The following is a 15358-nucleotide window of genomic DNA, read 5'->3' as shown; positions in this document are numbered from 1 at the left end:
AAAGCGGCACACGGGCAGGCCGGAACGGATGGATGCCCCGGCCGCGTCGCTTCGGAAGGAAATGCCATGGGACGCCCCCGCAATCTCAAGCCCCGCCGTCGCGGCCCCAGCCGCCGCGATTTCCTGAAGCGCACCGGCGCCGCCATGCTGGCCATACCGCTGCTCGATGCCTGCGGTGGCAGGGACGACGATAACGCCGGCAACACCGGCAACACCGGCACCGGCGGCGCGACGCCTTCCGGCGGCAACCAGTTCCTGCATGGCGTGGCCAGCGGCGATCCGCTGTCCGATGCGGTGCTGCTCTGGACGCGGGTCAGCCCGGCCGGCAATGCCGCGGTCAGCGTCGATTACGTGGTGGCCACCGACCCGGCCCTGGCCAATGTGGTCAGGCGCGGCAGCATCAGCACCGATGCCAGCCGCGACTACACCGTCAAGGTCGACGTCGGCGGGCTGCAGCCCGGCACCAGTTATTACTACCGCTTTTCCGCATCCGGCGGCCAGTCGCCGGTCGGCCGCACCAGGACCCTGCCTGCCGGCGATACGGCCAACCTTCGCATCGCCGTGACCAGTTGCGCCAGCCTGGCCCACGGCTTCTTCAATGCCTATCGCCGCGTCGCCGAGCGTGCCGACCTCGATCTGGTGGTGCACCTGGGCGATTACATCTATGAATACGGCAACGGCCAGTACGGCAGCCTGCGGTCCTACGAGCCTGCCACCGAGGCCATCACGCTGGCGGATTACCGTACAAGGCATGCCCAGTACAAGCGCGATGCCGACTTGCAGGAAGTGCATCGCCAGCACCCGATGGTGGCAATCTGGGATGACCATGAGGTGGCCAATGATGCCTGGGCCGGCGGCGCGCAAAACCATACCGAAGGCGTGGAAGGCAGCTGGAGCGCGCGCGTGGCCGCCGCGCTGCAGGCTTACTATGAATGGATGCCGGTGCGGGTAGTCGATCCGGCCAACCTGAAAAAGAATAACCGCAGCTTTGCGCTGGGCAAGCTGGCCGACCTGATCATGCTGGAAGAGCGCTTCAATGCCCGCTCGCAGCAGGCGCAGCCGACGCCCGATATCAACATCAACACCATCCTTGGTGCGAGCACCTTCACCCAGACGGGCGCCTTCGCCGACCCGGCGCGCCAGATGCTGGGTACGGAAGAGGAGGGCTGGCTGGCCGAGCGCCTGCGCGGCTCTGGCGCCACATGGAAGCTGGTCGGGCAGGGCGTGATGTTTGCGCAGTTAAAGGCCAGGCCCGGCGTGCTGCCCGATGGCGGCACCTTTCTCAACCCCGACCAGTGGGACGGCTACCAGCCGGCGCGCGACCGTGTCTTCAATATCCTGAAGGGCAGCGCCGGCGCGCCGGCGGTAGGCAATGTGGTAATCCTCACCGGCGACATCCACAGCGCATGGGCCGCCGACCTCACACAGGACCCGAACAACGGCAATGTTGCCCAAGGTGGCTACAACGCCGACACCGGCGCCGGCTCGCATGGCGTGGAGCTGATCGCCACCTCGGTCACCTCACCCGCGGTCGATGACGAGCGCGGCGCCATCGCCGCGGCGGTGAAGCTGGTCAACCCGCATGTCAAGTACGTCGAACTCGACAAGCGCGGCTACATGCTGCTCGACATCAATGCCAGCCGCGTGGTGGCGGAATGGTGGTATGTCGACACCATCGCCGGCCGCAGCGCCAACCAGGCCTTCGGCCGCGCGGTGCAGGTGCTGGCCGGCGCCAACCACGTCAGCGATGGCGTACAGACCGCGCCGCGGCCCAACCCGCCGGCGCCGGCGCCCTGAGGCGGTAAGACGTCTGGCTTCATGCGGGCACCTGTCAGGTCGTGAGGAACGCGGCGCTGACCGTCAGCAAGGCAAGTTTTCAACTGGCTTTTTCCTGTGGCGGTACCTTCATGGCGTTGATCGCAAGCTCTATGGCGGTGGCAGTTGATTCGTATTCGTCCCTGTTGGCCGATTGCATCCGCAGATAGTTCATGATCTGGTAGCTGATTTCAGGGGGGAGCCAGCCTCCCGGACCGGCGCCAGAACGGCTAAACAGTATGGCGTCGTGGTCTCTGCTGGCGTGTGTTTCCGTGTTGCGTGTCACGACCTGGCCAATGAACTCCACATCCTTTTCTTCGAATCCGCATTCGGAATGCTGCAGGTACTGAAGCGACGAGTTGGTTTGCAGGCTAAGCGACAATTCCTTGACTACATTCGGCCCGCAAGCATTGTTGGAAATGAACATCTGGGAAAGCGAAGGATTCGAGGCCAGCATGTTGGCAATCGACAGCCCTCCCTTTTCACCGATGTTATTCGACTGAAGGCACAGATAAGAAAGCTTTTCGTTTGTCCGCAATGCGTTTGCAAGTGCTTCGGCGCCTTTGTCGCCTAGCTTGTTCACACTCAGAATGAGCGTTTCAAGATGATTGTTTTTTTGCAGAAGCGTGGCGCATGTGGCGGCGAATTCTTCGTTCAGCTTGTTTTCGGAAAGATTCAGTTCGGTAAGCGAAGTATTGTTGACCAACCCCTCGGCGATCAGGCAACCGCTAGCCGCCTCGAGATCAGCATTTTCAATCGCTAGTATTTTCAAAGACGAATTGTTGGAAAGGAAATTGGCGATAACCTGAGCCTGCTTTGAATCCAATTTGACGTGGGAAAAATGAAGCTCCTGGATGTGGGGATTTAAATTAATGTTATCAATAATGACCGTTAGCTGTTTCTTCGTTATGGCGACATTGCTGATATGGACAACACGGAGACTGCTGTGATTACGAATTTTTTCCATAAGAAATATCCAATCCGTCTCCTCGATATCGGAGCCTGCCAGGAAAAGCGCTTTCAAACCTTGATTAGCCGCGATCCCGTTCGCCAGAAGGAATCCGCTGCATGCGCCGGAAGGCGTTTGGGGAATGTGAACATTTCGGAGGGCAAGGTCGACAAGATTCTTTTTTCTGCTTAGGCAACTTTCGAACAACTTCGCCATTTCCCCATCAAGCGTCGCGTTGTTGAAAAACAAGGTGGTAATGTTCACATCCTTTGCTATTGCTTCAAACCAGACAGCTGCGTCTTCATTGGAAATCGCGTTTAAATTCCAGTGCAGCTGGTGCATATTTGATGTTTCAAGCAGCCAGAGCAGGGCTGCCGGCTCATTATTGTCAATGCACCAGCGCTCAAGAGATTGGCTGTTCTCCCAATACTCGTGAATAGCTTCCTCACTATCGGGCTTTTTATCCCACGCTTCGAAAGGCTCTTTTGTGCCGCTCTCTTTCCATAAAAACTTGGCGATGTCCTCTCTTTTCCGATAGGGCGGCACGTTGCCTTCCATGAAGGCTGTAAGCCATTTTGGCTGATTTAGCCCTTCGTAAGTCGCTGGATGCCTGCGCAAGGGAGGACGGGGCGGTTTTTCCTCCTTGCAGGTACCTGCGCTCGTGCGCTGTTCGCTGGATGATAAGTTCCCTGCTTCGGTGTTGTCATACGTTTGGTTGTTTCTGGTGCGTGGACTGACGGGTTGCATGAATTGGCTCCTGCATATGGTGGGATTTAAAAAAGAAGACTGAAAGACCTGGAGGACGAGGCGGTAAGTACGCCTGCCCCAGGCGATGTTCCTTGTTCGCACGCCTAATGGCAGGGCAAGCCCGATGCGCATTTTCCGGAAAGCGCATGCGAAGCCGCCTTTCCCACCAGCCAGACTAGCCCCCGCATTGCCGCAAGGGATGGCCATAAAATCAATGCACGCCCGCCGTGCATTGGTAAAATGCCCGTTCGCCTTTTCACCCGTCCCGACATCCCATGCGAACCGATACTTCCCAGGCAATCTATCGCAGCGACTATGCCGCGTCGAACTACCGTGTAGAAACCGTCGAACTGGGCTTCGACCTCGATCCCAAGCTGACCCGGGTCGCGGCGCGCCTGACCATGACCCGCAATCCCGATGGCCGCGCCAACGATATTGTGCTGCATGGCGACACCCTGGAACTGGTGGCGCTGCGCATGAACGGCAAGCTCCTGAACCGTCGCGCCTATCGCCTGAACGGCGGCGAACTGGTGATCCCGGATGCGCCAGAGAATGTCACGCTGGAAATCGAGACCGCGCTGCATCCCGACGCCAATACCTCGCTGATGGGCCTGTATGTGTCCAACGGCAATTTCTTTACCCAGTGCGAGGCCGAGGGCTTCCGCAAGATCACCTACTTTCCCGACCGGCCAGATGTAATGGCGCGCTACACCGTGATGCTGCGCGCCGACCGGCAGAAGTATCCGGTGCTGCTGTCCAACGGCAACCTGATCGAGGAAGGCGACCTGGGCGACGGCCGCCATTACGCGCTGTGGGAAGACCCGTTCATGAAGCCGTCCTACCTGTTCGCGCTGGTGGCCGGCAACCTGGTCTGCCAGGAGGAACGCTATACCCTGCAGTCGGGCCGCGAGGTGCTGCTGCAGGTGTGGGTGGAGGAGGGCAACCTCGACAAGACCCAGCATGCAATGGACTCGCTGAAGAACAGCATACGCTGGGACGAGGAGCGTTTCGGCCTGGAGCTTGACCTGGACCGCTTCATGATCGTCGCCGTCGGCGACTTCAACATGGGCGCGATGGAAAACAAGGGCCTGAACATCTTCAACACCAAGTATGTGCTGGCCAATTCCCGCATCGCCACCGATGCCGATTACGCCAACATCGAAGCCGTGGTCGGCCACGAGTACTTCCACAACTGGACCGGCAACCGCGTCACCTGCCGCGACTGGTTCCAGCTGTCGCTCAAGGAAGGCCTGACCGTGTTCCGCGACCAGGAATTCTCCGCCGACATGGTGGGCACCGAGAGCGGCCGCGCGGTCAAGCGCATCGACGACGTGCGGGTGCTGCGCCAGGCCCAGTTCCCGGAAGATGCCGGCCCGATGGCGCACCCGGTGCGGCCCGACAGCTATGTCGAGATCAGCAACTTCTACACCGTCACCATTTACGAGAAGGGCAGCGAGGTGGTGCGCATGTACCAGACCCTGCTGGGCCGCGACGGCTTCAGGAAGGGCATGGACCTGTACTTCCAGCGGCATGACGGCCAGGCCGTGACCTGCGACGACTTCCGCGCCGCGATGGCCGATGCCAACGGCCGCAACCTCGACCAGTTCGAGCGCTGGTACAGCCAGGCCGGCACGCCGCGCGTGACCGTCAAGACCCGCTACGACGAAGAGAGCCGCACCTACGACATCACGCTGAGCCAGTCCTGTCCGCCCACGCCCGGCCAGAAGACCAAGCTGCCGTTCCATATCCCGGTCAAGGTCGGCCTGCTGGATGCCGTCGGCGCCGATCTGCCGCTGACGGCAGAAGGCGAGGATGTGGCCGACGCGCCGACCACCCGCGTGCTGGAACTGACCGGGGAAAGCCAGACCTTCCGCTTCGTCGGCGTGCCGGAAAAGCCGGTGCCTTCGCTGCTGCGCGACTTTTCCGCGCCGGTGGTGCTGGACTATGAATACAGCGACGCGGAACTGGCCTTCCTGATGGCCAATGACAGCGACCCGTTCAACCGCTGGGAAGCCGGCCAGCGCCTGGCCACCCGCCGGCTGCTGAGCCTGACCCGCATGGTGCAGAACCAGGAACCGATGCGCGAATCCACCGCCAACCTGGAAACCTATGCGGCGGCGCTGCACAAGACCCTGGCCGACAGCACGCTGGACCCGGCCTTCCGCGAACTGGTGCTGACCCTGCCCAGCGAAGGCGTGCTGGCCGAGCAGATGGACGTGATCGACCCGCAGGCCATCCACACCGCCCGCCAGTTCATGCGCCGCCTGCTGGCGCGCACCCTGCGCAACGAGCTGGTGCAGCTGCACCAGCTGAACCAGACGCCCGGCGACTACAGCCCGGATGCGCTGTCGGCCGGCAAGCGCGGCCTGAAGAACGTTGCGCTGCAATACCTGGCCGAACTGGACGACACCGACAGCCACGCGATTGCGCAATCACAGTACGACCAGGCCGGCAACATGACCGACCGCATCGCCGCGCTGGCCGCGCTGCAGAACAGCAGCGCTCCCGGCAGGAAGGATGCGCTGGAGCGCTTCTACAGCGAATTCGAGGATGAGCCGCTGGTGATCGACAAGTGGTTCTCGCTGCAGGCCATGGCGCCCGCCACCGACGTCAATGCGGTGCGCAGGCTGATGAAGCATCCGGCTTTCAGCCTGAAGAACCCGAACCGGGCGCGCAGCCTGATCTTCAGCTTCTGCAACGGCAACCCGGCGCAATTCCATGCCGCCGACGGCAGCGGCTACCTGTTCTGGTCCGAGCAGGTGATTGCATTGAACACCCTGAACCCGCAGGTTGCCGCCCGCCTTGCGCGCACGCTGGATCGCTGGCGCAAGTACGCGCCGGCGCTGCAGGAGCAGATGCAGGAAGCATTGCAGCGGGTCGCCGCCACGCCGCGCCTGTCCAAGGATGTCTATGAAGTGGTCAGCAAGGCACTCGCCGCCGATGAATGATCACCAGTCAGTGATCAACGATTAACGATTAACGCCGTCAAGAAAGCCAACATGAAACGTATCAGCCTGACCCAGCACCTTATCGAAGAGCAGCGCCTGCACAACACCATTCCCGCCGAACTGCGGCTTCTGATCGAAGTCGTCGCGCGCGCCTGCAAGACCATCAGCCACGCGGTGGGCAAGGGCGCGCTGGGCGAGGTGCTGGGCACCAGCGAAGCCGAGAGCGAAAACGTGCAGGGCGAGATCCAGAAGAAGCTGGACATCATTTCCAACGACATCCTGCTGCAGGCCAATGAATGGGGCGGCCACCTGGCCGCGATGGCTTCCGAGGAAATGGAAACCATCCACCCGATTCCCAACCGCTACCCGATGGGCGAGTACCTGCTGCTGTTCGATCCGCTCGACGGCTCGTCCAACATCGACGTCAACGTCTCGATCGGCACCATTTTCTCGGTGCTGAAGGCGCCGCACGGCATGACGGTCCCGACCGAAGCCGCCTTCCTGCAGCCCGGCAGCCAGCAGGTCGCCGCCGGTTACGCGGTGTATGGCCCGCAGACCGTGCTGGTGCTCACCACCGGCAACGGCGTGCAGTCCTTCACGCTGGACCGCGAGATGGGTTCCTGGGTGATGACGCAGAAAGAGGCGAAGATTCCGGAAGATACCAAGGAATACGCGATCAACGCCTCCAACGCCCGCCACTGGTATGCGCCGGTCAAGCGCTACGTTGACGAAATGCAGGCCGGCAAGACGGGCCCACGCGGCAAGGACTTCAACATGCGCTGGATCGCCTCGATGGTGGCCGACGTGCACCGCATCCTGACCCGCGGCGGCGTCTTCATGTACCCGGCCGACGCCCGCGACCCGGACAAGCCAGGCAAGCTGCGCCTGATGTACGAAGCCAACCCGATGGCCTTCATCGTCGAGCAGGCCGGCGGCGCCGCCACCGACGGCAAGCAGCGCATCCTGGACATCCAGCCCGAAAAGCTGCACCAGCGCGTGCCTGTTTTCCTGGGCTCGAAGAACGAGGTGGACCTGGTAACGTCCTACCACCGCGACGCCTGATCCGCGCGGATCAAGATTGATGTGGCAAGTTGCGCGGATTTCTTGTTAGAATACGCGTCTTCGCTGATGTAGCTCAGTCGGTAGAGCAACTGATTCGTAATCAGTAGGTCGGACGTTCGATTCGTCTCATCAGCACCAATAGAATCAAGCATTTAGCCCAGCCCACAAGGTTGGGCTTTTTGCTTTCTGGTCTCCGTGTAACTACTGTGTAACCCATTTTGGGATTGCAGCCGACGAAGCAAGTCGTTGGCTGTTATAAGTTTGTACTTTCAGCATCAGCATCGGCCTGGCCTGCAATTGGCATGCTCACCTGCCCCAACGGGTAACGGAGTCGATACGATGCATTTACATTGGCATTGGCATTGGGAAATTTTATATTTTCCAGCACATACATGCGAAATCCGTTTAACAATATTCAATGCAGTACCTTTGTTTCCACAAACTTAGGTCGGAGAAACGACACTTCCACTTTTTGGAATATGTTTTGTATTTTACGCAACTTATGCAGGCATATTTTTTTGCCAGCATGGCATCTCTGACAGCGGTCCTCACCTCGAATGAAGCCCATCGAAACCGTCGATTGCGCTCTCACCTTGCCCATGGCGCATATTAAACGTGTAATTCGCTACCTTGTTTCCCCTCGCAAGAATAGATAATTCGCAACTCTTAAACCAATGAAATTGTCGCGAATGAATCTCGCCAGCAACGATGCGAGAGCGGTTAGTTCCTGCATAAAAAGTTTCAAAAAATCATGTTTCAAATTTATATTGTTATATATACTAGAGCGGCAATACCACGAAATTAACGAACAAAAACTGAGGACAGGATGAAAAAATTCACATTTTTGATACCAGTTGCTGCAGCTGCGGCTGCACTAAGCGGCCAAGTGGAGGCGAAAGTGGCTACCGATAACCCTGTAACTGACAACATTAAGGCGGCGTCTGCCACCAACATAGCAGCGCTTGGCACCACCGAGAGCTTCTACGTCAAAGATGGAGAACTGCATTCGCTGATGATGAAGCGTTCCGAGGCGGGCCAAATGCTTGCTTGGCATAGTTCGCATTCTTCGCATTCGTCTCACAGCAGCCACCACAGTCACCGTTCGGGGTATTAATTCAGCTAAGCCTCGCATAAACGCCCCAGAAGTTGGGGCGTTTCCATTCATATGTTCTTTTCCCACCCGCTTCCGCCATCAATACGCGTGGGCACTATCCATCCCATTTTTCAGAGAATATTTTGAAAGAACCACTTGTAATGGAATTTGACGCCAATGCATTTTCGCTTTTGGCGATTCAGAAAGCTTGCCACCGTTTCACAGCCGTCGCTTCTTTTGGAGTCAATTTGCAATCACGAGACGGTAAAAATTGCATCATCGTCACGGCTAGCCCCCTTGGGATGAAGTCAGAGGAGGGGCTTGACCATCTTGGAAAACTGCTCCGTAACGAAGCACTCGACCAGCAGTTGCGTGAGCAAATACGCATTCAGACAGAAGGAGTGCGCAACCTTATCTTGGCGCATGCATTCTCCAAAACGGGCCTCATTGCGCCGGATGGCGCAGCTCCAGCGGTGTGAGGATTGGTATGAGCAAATTTCAGCCAATGACGTTTTTCAACCGTATCCCGGTTGACCGACCCGCGCAGTACGACATTTTGCCATTTCGCTTCACCGCGCTGGACGACTCCCGCTATGTTGCTACCAACCTCGCTGGGGAATACGCGCTCATCGAACGCGAACCGCTACAGCGCCTCGTAAGCGGGCAAATGCGAGCAGAGGACCCACATTATGCCGACTTACGCGCGCGGCATTTCCTGACCGACGCGCACTCTCGCATGGCGCCTGACCTGCTAGCGATTAAGGTCCGCACCCGCCATGAGCAGTTAGCGAACTGGACGGGACTTCATATCTTCGTGCTTACCCTTCGGTGTGAACACGCCTGTCCCTATTGCCAAGTATCCCGGCAGTCCGAGGACAAGGCGACCTTCGACATGAGCCGAGAACATGCGGAAAAAGCCATCGGCTTGGTGCTGCAGTCTCCCAACCCCGCAGTGAAGATTGAATTCCAAGGCGGTGAGTCGTTTTTAAATTTTGAGATGATGAAGTATGTAGTACTGAGGGCGAAGGCCGCCAATCAAAATCTGCCCCAGCCCAAGGGGTTGACCTTTATTGCAGCGACCAATTTGGCGGTCATTGACGATGAAATGCTCAACTTCTGCGCAGAACATGACATCGGCATTTCAACGTCCTTAGACGGCCCACGCGAACTGCATAACAAAAATCGGCCGCGTCCGGGTGGCGATTCTTACGAACGCACAATTGCGGGAATTTCCAAGGTGCGGCAGCGTCTCGGCCGTCGGTCGGTCAGCGCACTCATGACTACCACCGAAGCGAGCCTTCCTCTAGTTCACGAAATAATTGATGAATATCTGGAGCAGGAATTCAGCGGCATTTTTCTACGTCCGCTATCGCCGTACGGTTTTGCCCTTAAAACGAAGTTCTACCGCGCTTACAACGCTGAGCGTTGGCTGCAGTTCTATGATGAGGCGCTGGACTACATCATAGAACTGAACCGGCAAGGAATCGAATTTCGCGAATATTACGCCGCGACCATTCTGACCAAAATGCTTACGTGCCGCGACCCCGGCTACGTCGACTTGATGTCTCCTGCCGGCATTGGCTTAGGGGCAGTCGTCTACAACTATGACGGTGCAGTATACGCCAGCGATGAAGCGCGCATGCTGGCTGAAATGAAGGACACAAAGTTTAAACTGGGTACCGTTGACGATAGCTTCCAAACACTTTTCACCAATGAGACATTCCTAGAAGCGTTGGATGAAAGCTTCGCTTACTCGGCACCCATGTGTAATGACTGCGCCTTTGAGCCTTGGTGCGGTTCCGACCCTATTTTCCATTGGGGGCAGCAGCAAGACATGGTCGGGCGTAAGCCTGAGAGCGAATTCTGCCAACGTAATATGCACATTTACAGAGGGCTCATTCGAAGAATGGAAGCTGATTCGTTTGTGCGCCGATTATTCACAAGGTGGGCGAATATATGCTGAAATTAAGAGGAAAAGTCGAGACGCGCAACACCACCACGTTGCACCCAAGCTTGGCGCATGTGACTCGAAATGCAAATCTTCCGGCAGCGTTGCGTAAGAAAACTGCGCTCTTGCTCAAAGGCGCCGATGTCCGAAAGCTGACAGAGGACTTCGTAGTATCCATTCGTAGCTCCAAACCTTTTTCCGCATTGCTTCTATGCGGGACGGATGAGGAGTTGGACCTTGTAAAACATATAGCCGATGCAGTATTGGATGTTTATCTCCTGCCAAGCGACTACGGGTATTTAGATGAAGGGGACATCGTTCGCCTGAACCCCAGTGGGCAAAGCATTTCCGCGGTCTTCCGGAAAAATGCGCCGAACAATTCTATCTTGCTTACGGAACGCTGCAACCACCTCTGCTTAATGTGTAGCCAGCCGCCGAAAAGCGCTGACGACTCATGGTTGATGGATGACGCGTTCGAGTTAATTCGCATGATTCCACAGGGAACCGAGAATATTGGATTCACCGGCGGCGAGCCGACCACTTACGGAGACAGATTTATTGAACTCGTGAACACGGCCAAAGTTAGCCTACCCGGTACGTCTCTGGACGTTCTCACAAACGGCCGGAGCTTCAAGAATGAGGCTTACGCCGAAAAATTGGGACGTGTGAAGCATCCGGATCTGCAGCTTGGTATTCCGCTTTACTCGGACGACCCTGTGCGTCACGATTATATCGTGCAGTCACAAGGAGCCTTTGACGAGACAATTCATGGCATTCTTAATCTCAAACGCCATGGCGTTCGCGTCGAAGTTCGCGTCGTGGTGCATCAGCAGTCGCTTCCTCGGCTGGTGCAGACCTGCGAGTTCATTGCTCGCAATCTGTTGTTCGTTGACCATGTCGCGTTGATGGGGCTGGAGATTACCGGTTTTACCCGTGCCAATCTCGATAGCCTTTGGGCTGACCCTTACACATACCGGGATACCTTGTCGGAAGCTATTGAAGTTCTTCGCGCTTATGGCATGCACTGCTCTGTTTACAACCATCAGTTGTGCTTGGTAAACCGGGATGTTGAAGACGTTTATCGGAAATCTATTTCAGATTGGAAAAATGAATACCTTCCTCAATGCGGCAGTTGCGCAAGAAAATCTGAATGTGGTGGCTTCTTTTCTACTCAAGTGATGTACAGACACAGCGAGAATATCAGCCCTTTTCTATAGCTACTTAAAAGGATATCCGCAATGCGGATATCCACTGAACATATATGCTTTTTGATTTCGTATGATTAAGAGCATCTAACAAAATGAGTTTTTCAAAATGCGCCAGCAAATAAGGGCGCAGCCCAAGTGAAGGAATGCTTCATGAATCGAGGGCAGTCGTTCGTAGCGTACACGTAGTCGCCGGAACTGATGCAACCAGGCGATAGTGCGTTCAACTACCCACCGGGTCCTTCCCAAATTACTGCCATGCGCTGTTCGGCGCTTGGCAATCTGGTGCCCGATACCGCGCTGCTCCAATGCTTGGCGGTGGGCGCGACTGTCGTAGGCACGATCGGCTTGAACGGACTTGGGCTTTTTCAAAGGCCGCCCGCGTTTTCCTCGAATGGGGTGGACGCCATCGACCAAGGGCAACAACTGCGTGACGTCATGCCGGTTGGCCTTGGTCAGACTGACGTTGACCGGAATGCCCTGTGCATCGACGAGGAGGTGGTGCTTGCTGCTCGCCTTACGGCGATCGGTTGGGTTCGGTCCACTTTTTTTCCGCCGTGCACGGCACGTACCGACGAGCTGTCGGCAACAGCCCGGGAGAAATCGAGCTTGTCGGCGCCACGTAATTTGTCTAGCAGGACGCAGTGCAGCTTGCGCCATACCCCGGCCGTTTGCCAAGCACGCAAACGCCGCCAGCAGGTCAGGCCAGAGCCGCATTCCATTTCCTGCGGCAGCATTTCCCAAGGAATTCCAGACTGCAAAACAAACAGAATGCCCGTCAGTACACGCCTATCGTCCAACGGCTTGCGGCCGGGATGCGTCTTGCGCCGTCGCCTGACTGGTAGTAGGGGTCGGACTGTTTCCCACAATTCATCATCAACCAGTTCGCGTGCCATATTGCCTCGCCACGATAATTATCGACGAGTTGCTATGACAACGAAAATTCCATTTTGTTAGATGCTCTTACTATTCCTGAAAAATGTTCTGTTTGTTAGTGGTCGCTAACCGTATGTGGTAGATTTGCAATTATACCGCTTTGTAGTTACGCGCTTCTGCGTTACTTATCGGGACAATCAACGCACGGAATTTGAATGGCAACCAAAAGACCCCAGCCACAAGAAGTGTTTACGCCTCGTGGTGAATACAACCCAAAGATGTATGCAAATCGTTCGGAGCTTGAGGACGACTTCGAAAAAAAAATTCTGCGAAAGGAACACATAATCATCTACGGTGAAAGCGGTTGCGGAAAATCTTGGCTATATACCGACTTCTTTAAAAAGAATAACGTCTACTACAAAGTAGTCAATTTGGCTCATGCAAGCCGAAATAAGAGCATTGCAAAAGAGTTGCAGAAAGCGATGCAAACTCCTGGCGCTGCTAGAGTGACTGGATATGATGAAAAGAAAGCGGCTCAAGCGGGCCTTCCCGGGGTAGCCTCGGGCGGACTCGAACACAACAAGAAGTACCAAATTACGGACGAAGACCCGTTGCAGGATGCGATTAAGCAAGCTCGCAAAGACGCAGGCAATAAAAAAGCATTTATTGTCCTCGACAACCTTGAACGCATCTTCGATAAACGCGAGCTCATGGATGAGCTCGCAGACATCATTACTGTTGCAGATGACCCAAACTTCGTTAAAGAAAACGTTAAGTTCCTTATAGTTGGTGTGCCAAATGGAATTAAGGATTTCTTCAATAAGACGCCCAGTTACAGGACAGTAGCAAATCGTCTTATTGAATTGAAGGAGGTAGCTCGCCTTTCAAAAGCCGAAGCGGAAGCCATTGTCCTGCGAGGATTTAAGACTGAACTGGGTTATGAAATTGCGCCAGCTTTCCAAGAAGAATTGTTAGGTCATATACTTTGGGTTACTGACAAAATCCCACAAGCTTTACATGAGTATTGTCTTGAGCTCGCTCAGGTATGCGAAAAAGATGCCATCGTCAACAAAACCGCTGTTGAGCTTGCGGATAGAAAATGGTTAGATGGAACGTTAAGTTCCTCTTATACCTTGATTGAAAGCCACCTCAACGAACGCGATACTAAGATTCAAAGACGGAACCAAGTGCTTTATGTACTGGGGCAGCTGCCTGAGAATGAATTTAAGACAGCCAGAGTCGAGGCTGAAATTCGTAAGATTTTTTATCAGAATGACTCGGGGACCGCTATCGGCGGTGTAGGCAATTGTTTATCTGAACTAGCTGAAGATAAACCAGAAGAGCATATAAAACCGGTACTTCGCAAGGCAGCAAACGGTGACGCCTTCATTTTTGTCGACCCTCAGTCTCGCATGTGCATCCGTGCCATGTTAAGGATCGAAGGCGACAAAGTGGACAAGATTCCAATGGATAGAGTTTAAATAGGTTGTCTGCTTCTAGAATTAGAAAGCAATGTGCCAGTCTCTAGTTTATTCTCCTTTGCGTCGCTAAGGTGTCAGTGAAATGGTGTGTCAAGTTTGTGTCGAGAGATAACCTAACTAATGCGGTTCGTGACTGAGTCGATATAGGCCTAACCTTGGGCAAGCGCGCTAAGTGGTTAATTGATATACGTGTTTAAAATTCGATATTTGGTTCGTAATCAGTAGGTCGGACGTTCGATTCGTCTCATCAGCACCAGGGATTGAAGGGGGGTTGACTTGAAGCCAATCCCCTTTTCCGTTTCTGGCGATGCCTTGGGGGAGCCGCGCCCTGGCACAAAACGCAGCCCGTCATGTCATTGAAGATCCGGCCAAAGCCTATATACTCGACCATTCCGGCCAGCCCGCATCCGCAGACTTCACAGTGAACAAGCCCCGCATTCCCCTGAATGACGATTGTTCTTCCCTGAAACAGGGGAAGTCGCTGCCGCGCGTCCTTGCCGGCGATCTTCTTGCGCATCGCCTCGCTACGCCCGCCGTGCCGTTTCCACGCATCGGCACGGCATCCTTGTCCGTCCGGGATCTTGCCTGCCTTTCCTGGGCTCGGTGAGCGCCTGATAACCCTCCCGGGTTTTCCAGCCTCCCGAGCCTGCCCCGACGCAACAGCTTCGCCGCTGTGCCGCCGCCGATAGCTGAGCTGTCGCGCATCTCCGGCAAACGGCATCTGACTGGCTTTGTCCGCTCCGCGCAAATGGCGTCCGGGGCGTACCGCCGGTCCATCCCTTCAATCAATTGTCAGGCTTAAGGCCTGCCGGGAGTTCCAACCATGAAACCATCCATCATCGTGTCCTCGACGGACCTCGAACGGATCGAGGGCCTGCTCGATACCCTGCCGCCCGATTCCCTAGCCGCGCAGTCCCTTCTCGAAGAACTCGACAGGGCTGACATTCTCGCGCCGCAAGACATGCCGCCGACCGTGGTGACGATGCGCTCGACGGTGCGGTTCCAGATCGACGAGTCGCCGGAAACGTTTTGCTTGACCCTGTCCTATCCCAGGGAAATGCCGGATGTGCCTGACGGCATTTCCATCCTCACACCGGTTGGCACCGCGCTGCTGGGCCTGTCGGTCGGCGACAGCATCGACTGGCCGGGGCCGGACGGGCGCCTGGTGAAGGTCAGGATCGTCGAGGTGATTTATCAGCCGGAGCGGGCCGGGGACTTTTCCCGTTGAAAGCCT

13 protein-coding genes and 2 tRNA genes are annotated in these 15358 nt (G+C 56.1%); 11 read left to right on the top strand and 4 right to left on the bottom strand.

Annotation, left to right across the window (positions count from 1 at the left end; all coding sequences use genetic code 11):
* The first annotated feature begins 66 nt into the window (after window positions 1–66).
* The gene (locus IGW04_RS16970) at window positions 67–1797 is read left to right on the top strand and encodes an alkaline phosphatase D family protein (RefSeq protein ID WP_194714272.1); all 1731 of its coding nucleotides are present in this window, start codon (window positions 67–69) and stop codon (window positions 1795–1797) included.
* Window positions 1798–1876: 79 nt separating this feature from the next.
* On the opposite strand, the gene IGW04_RS16965 is transcribed toward IGW04_RS16970, so the two are convergent.
* Window positions 1877–3511, bottom strand: coding sequence for a leucine-rich repeat domain-containing protein (locus IGW04_RS16965; RefSeq protein WP_194714271.1), 1635 nt, complete (start codon window positions 3509–3511; stop codon window positions 1877–1879).
* A gap of 275 nt (window positions 3512–3786) precedes the next feature.
* Between IGW04_RS16965 and pepN the strand changes: the two genes are divergently transcribed.
* The 3 genes from pepN to IGW04_RS16950 all read left to right on the top strand — a co-directional run bounded on the left by pepN (window position 3787) and on the right by IGW04_RS16950 (window position 7659).
* Window positions 3787–6459, top strand: a complete 2673-nt coding sequence (gene pepN, locus IGW04_RS16960; protein WP_194714270.1) for an aminopeptidase N — start codon at window positions 3787–3789, stop codon at window positions 6457–6459.
* A gap of 51 nt (window positions 6460–6510) precedes the next feature.
* Window positions 6511–7521 carry a class 1 fructose-bisphosphatase gene (locus IGW04_RS16955; protein ID WP_194714269.1) on the top strand — a complete coding sequence of 337 codons (1011 nt, stop codon included), beginning with the start codon at window positions 6511–6513 and terminating at the stop codon, window positions 7519–7521.
* Between the two features lie 62 nt (window positions 7522–7583).
* Window positions 7584–7659, top strand: a tRNA-Thr gene (locus tag IGW04_RS16950).
* A gap of 115 nt (window positions 7660–7774) precedes the next feature.
* On the opposite strand, the gene IGW04_RS16945 is transcribed toward IGW04_RS16950, so the two are convergent.
* Entirely contained in the window at window positions 7775–7915 is a 141-nt protein-coding gene (locus IGW04_RS16945; RefSeq protein ID WP_194714268.1) for a hypothetical protein, read from the bottom strand.
* A gap of 432 nt (window positions 7916–8347) precedes the next feature.
* Here IGW04_RS16945 and hxsA2 point away from each other — a divergent pair, with 432 nt between their 5' ends.
* From hxsA2 to hxsC, 4 genes are all read left to right on the top strand, one after another.
* Complete coding sequence (gene hxsA2 / locus IGW04_RS16940) at window positions 8348–8635, top strand: His-Xaa-Ser repeat protein HxsA2 (RefSeq protein ID WP_194714267.1); 288 nt, start codon at window positions 8348–8350, stop codon at window positions 8633–8635.
* A gap of 140 nt (window positions 8636–8775) precedes the next feature.
* Entirely contained in the window at window positions 8776–9093 is a 318-nt protein-coding gene (gene hxsD, locus IGW04_RS16935) for a His-Xaa-Ser system protein HxsD (RefSeq protein ID WP_194714266.1), read from the top strand.
* An 8-nt stretch (window positions 9094–9101) separates the two neighbouring features.
* Window positions 9102–10577 (top strand): His-Xaa-Ser system radical SAM maturase HxsB, encoded by a 1476-nt coding sequence (gene hxsB / locus IGW04_RS16930; protein ID WP_194714265.1) that lies wholly within the window; start codon window positions 9102–9104, stop codon window positions 10575–10577.
* Entirely contained in the window at window positions 10571–11779 is a 1209-nt protein-coding gene (gene hxsC, locus IGW04_RS16925; protein WP_194714264.1) for a His-Xaa-Ser system radical SAM maturase HxsC, read from the top strand. Before hxsB ends, hxsC begins: the two co-directional genes overlap by 7 nt.
* Before the next feature lie 75 nt (window positions 11780–11854).
* Here hxsC and IGW04_RS16920 read toward each other — a convergent pair.
* Window positions 11855–12663, bottom strand: a protein-coding gene (locus tag IGW04_RS16920; RefSeq protein ID WP_194714263.1) for an IS5 family transposase whose coding sequence is annotated in 2 segments (ribosomal slippage) — window positions 11855–12318 and window positions 12318–12663 — 810 coding nt in all. Because the reading frame shifts where the segments join, the coding sequence is not laid out codon by codon here.
* A gap of 195 nt (window positions 12664–12858) precedes the next feature.
* On the opposite strand from IGW04_RS16920, the gene IGW04_RS16915 reads away from it, so the two are divergent.
* A complete protein-coding gene (locus IGW04_RS16915) occupies window positions 12859–14124 on the top strand; it encodes an ATP-binding protein (protein ID WP_194714262.1) in 1266 nt (421 codons plus the stop codon).
* A 167-nt stretch (window positions 14125–14291) separates the two neighbouring features.
* Window positions 14292–14380: transfer RNA gene (locus tag IGW04_RS16910), tRNA-Ser, on the top strand.
* Here IGW04_RS16910 and IGW04_RS16905 read toward each other — a convergent pair.
* Window positions 14372–14641, bottom strand: a complete 270-nt coding sequence (locus tag IGW04_RS16905) for a hypothetical protein (RefSeq protein WP_194714261.1) — start codon at window positions 14639–14641, stop codon at window positions 14372–14374. The genes IGW04_RS16910 and IGW04_RS16905 overlap by 9 nt on opposite strands.
* A 306-nt stretch (window positions 14642–14947) precedes the next feature.
* Between IGW04_RS16905 and rnk the strand changes: the two genes are divergently transcribed.
* Window positions 14948–15352 carry a nucleoside diphosphate kinase regulator gene (gene rnk, locus IGW04_RS16900; protein ID WP_194714260.1) on the top strand — a complete coding sequence of 135 codons (405 nt, stop codon included), beginning with the start codon at window positions 14948–14950 and terminating at the stop codon, window positions 15350–15352.
* The last annotated feature ends 6 nt before the right edge of the window (window positions 15353–15358 follow it).

The sequence above is a fragment of the Noviherbaspirillum soli genome (assembly GCF_015352955.1).
GTDB classification, from domain to species: Bacteria; Pseudomonadota; Gammaproteobacteria; order Burkholderiales; family Burkholderiaceae_D; genus Noviherbaspirillum_A; species Noviherbaspirillum_A soli.
Note: the sequence above shows the minus strand (reverse complement) of the source record. Positions and strands in the feature narration are given on the sequence as shown.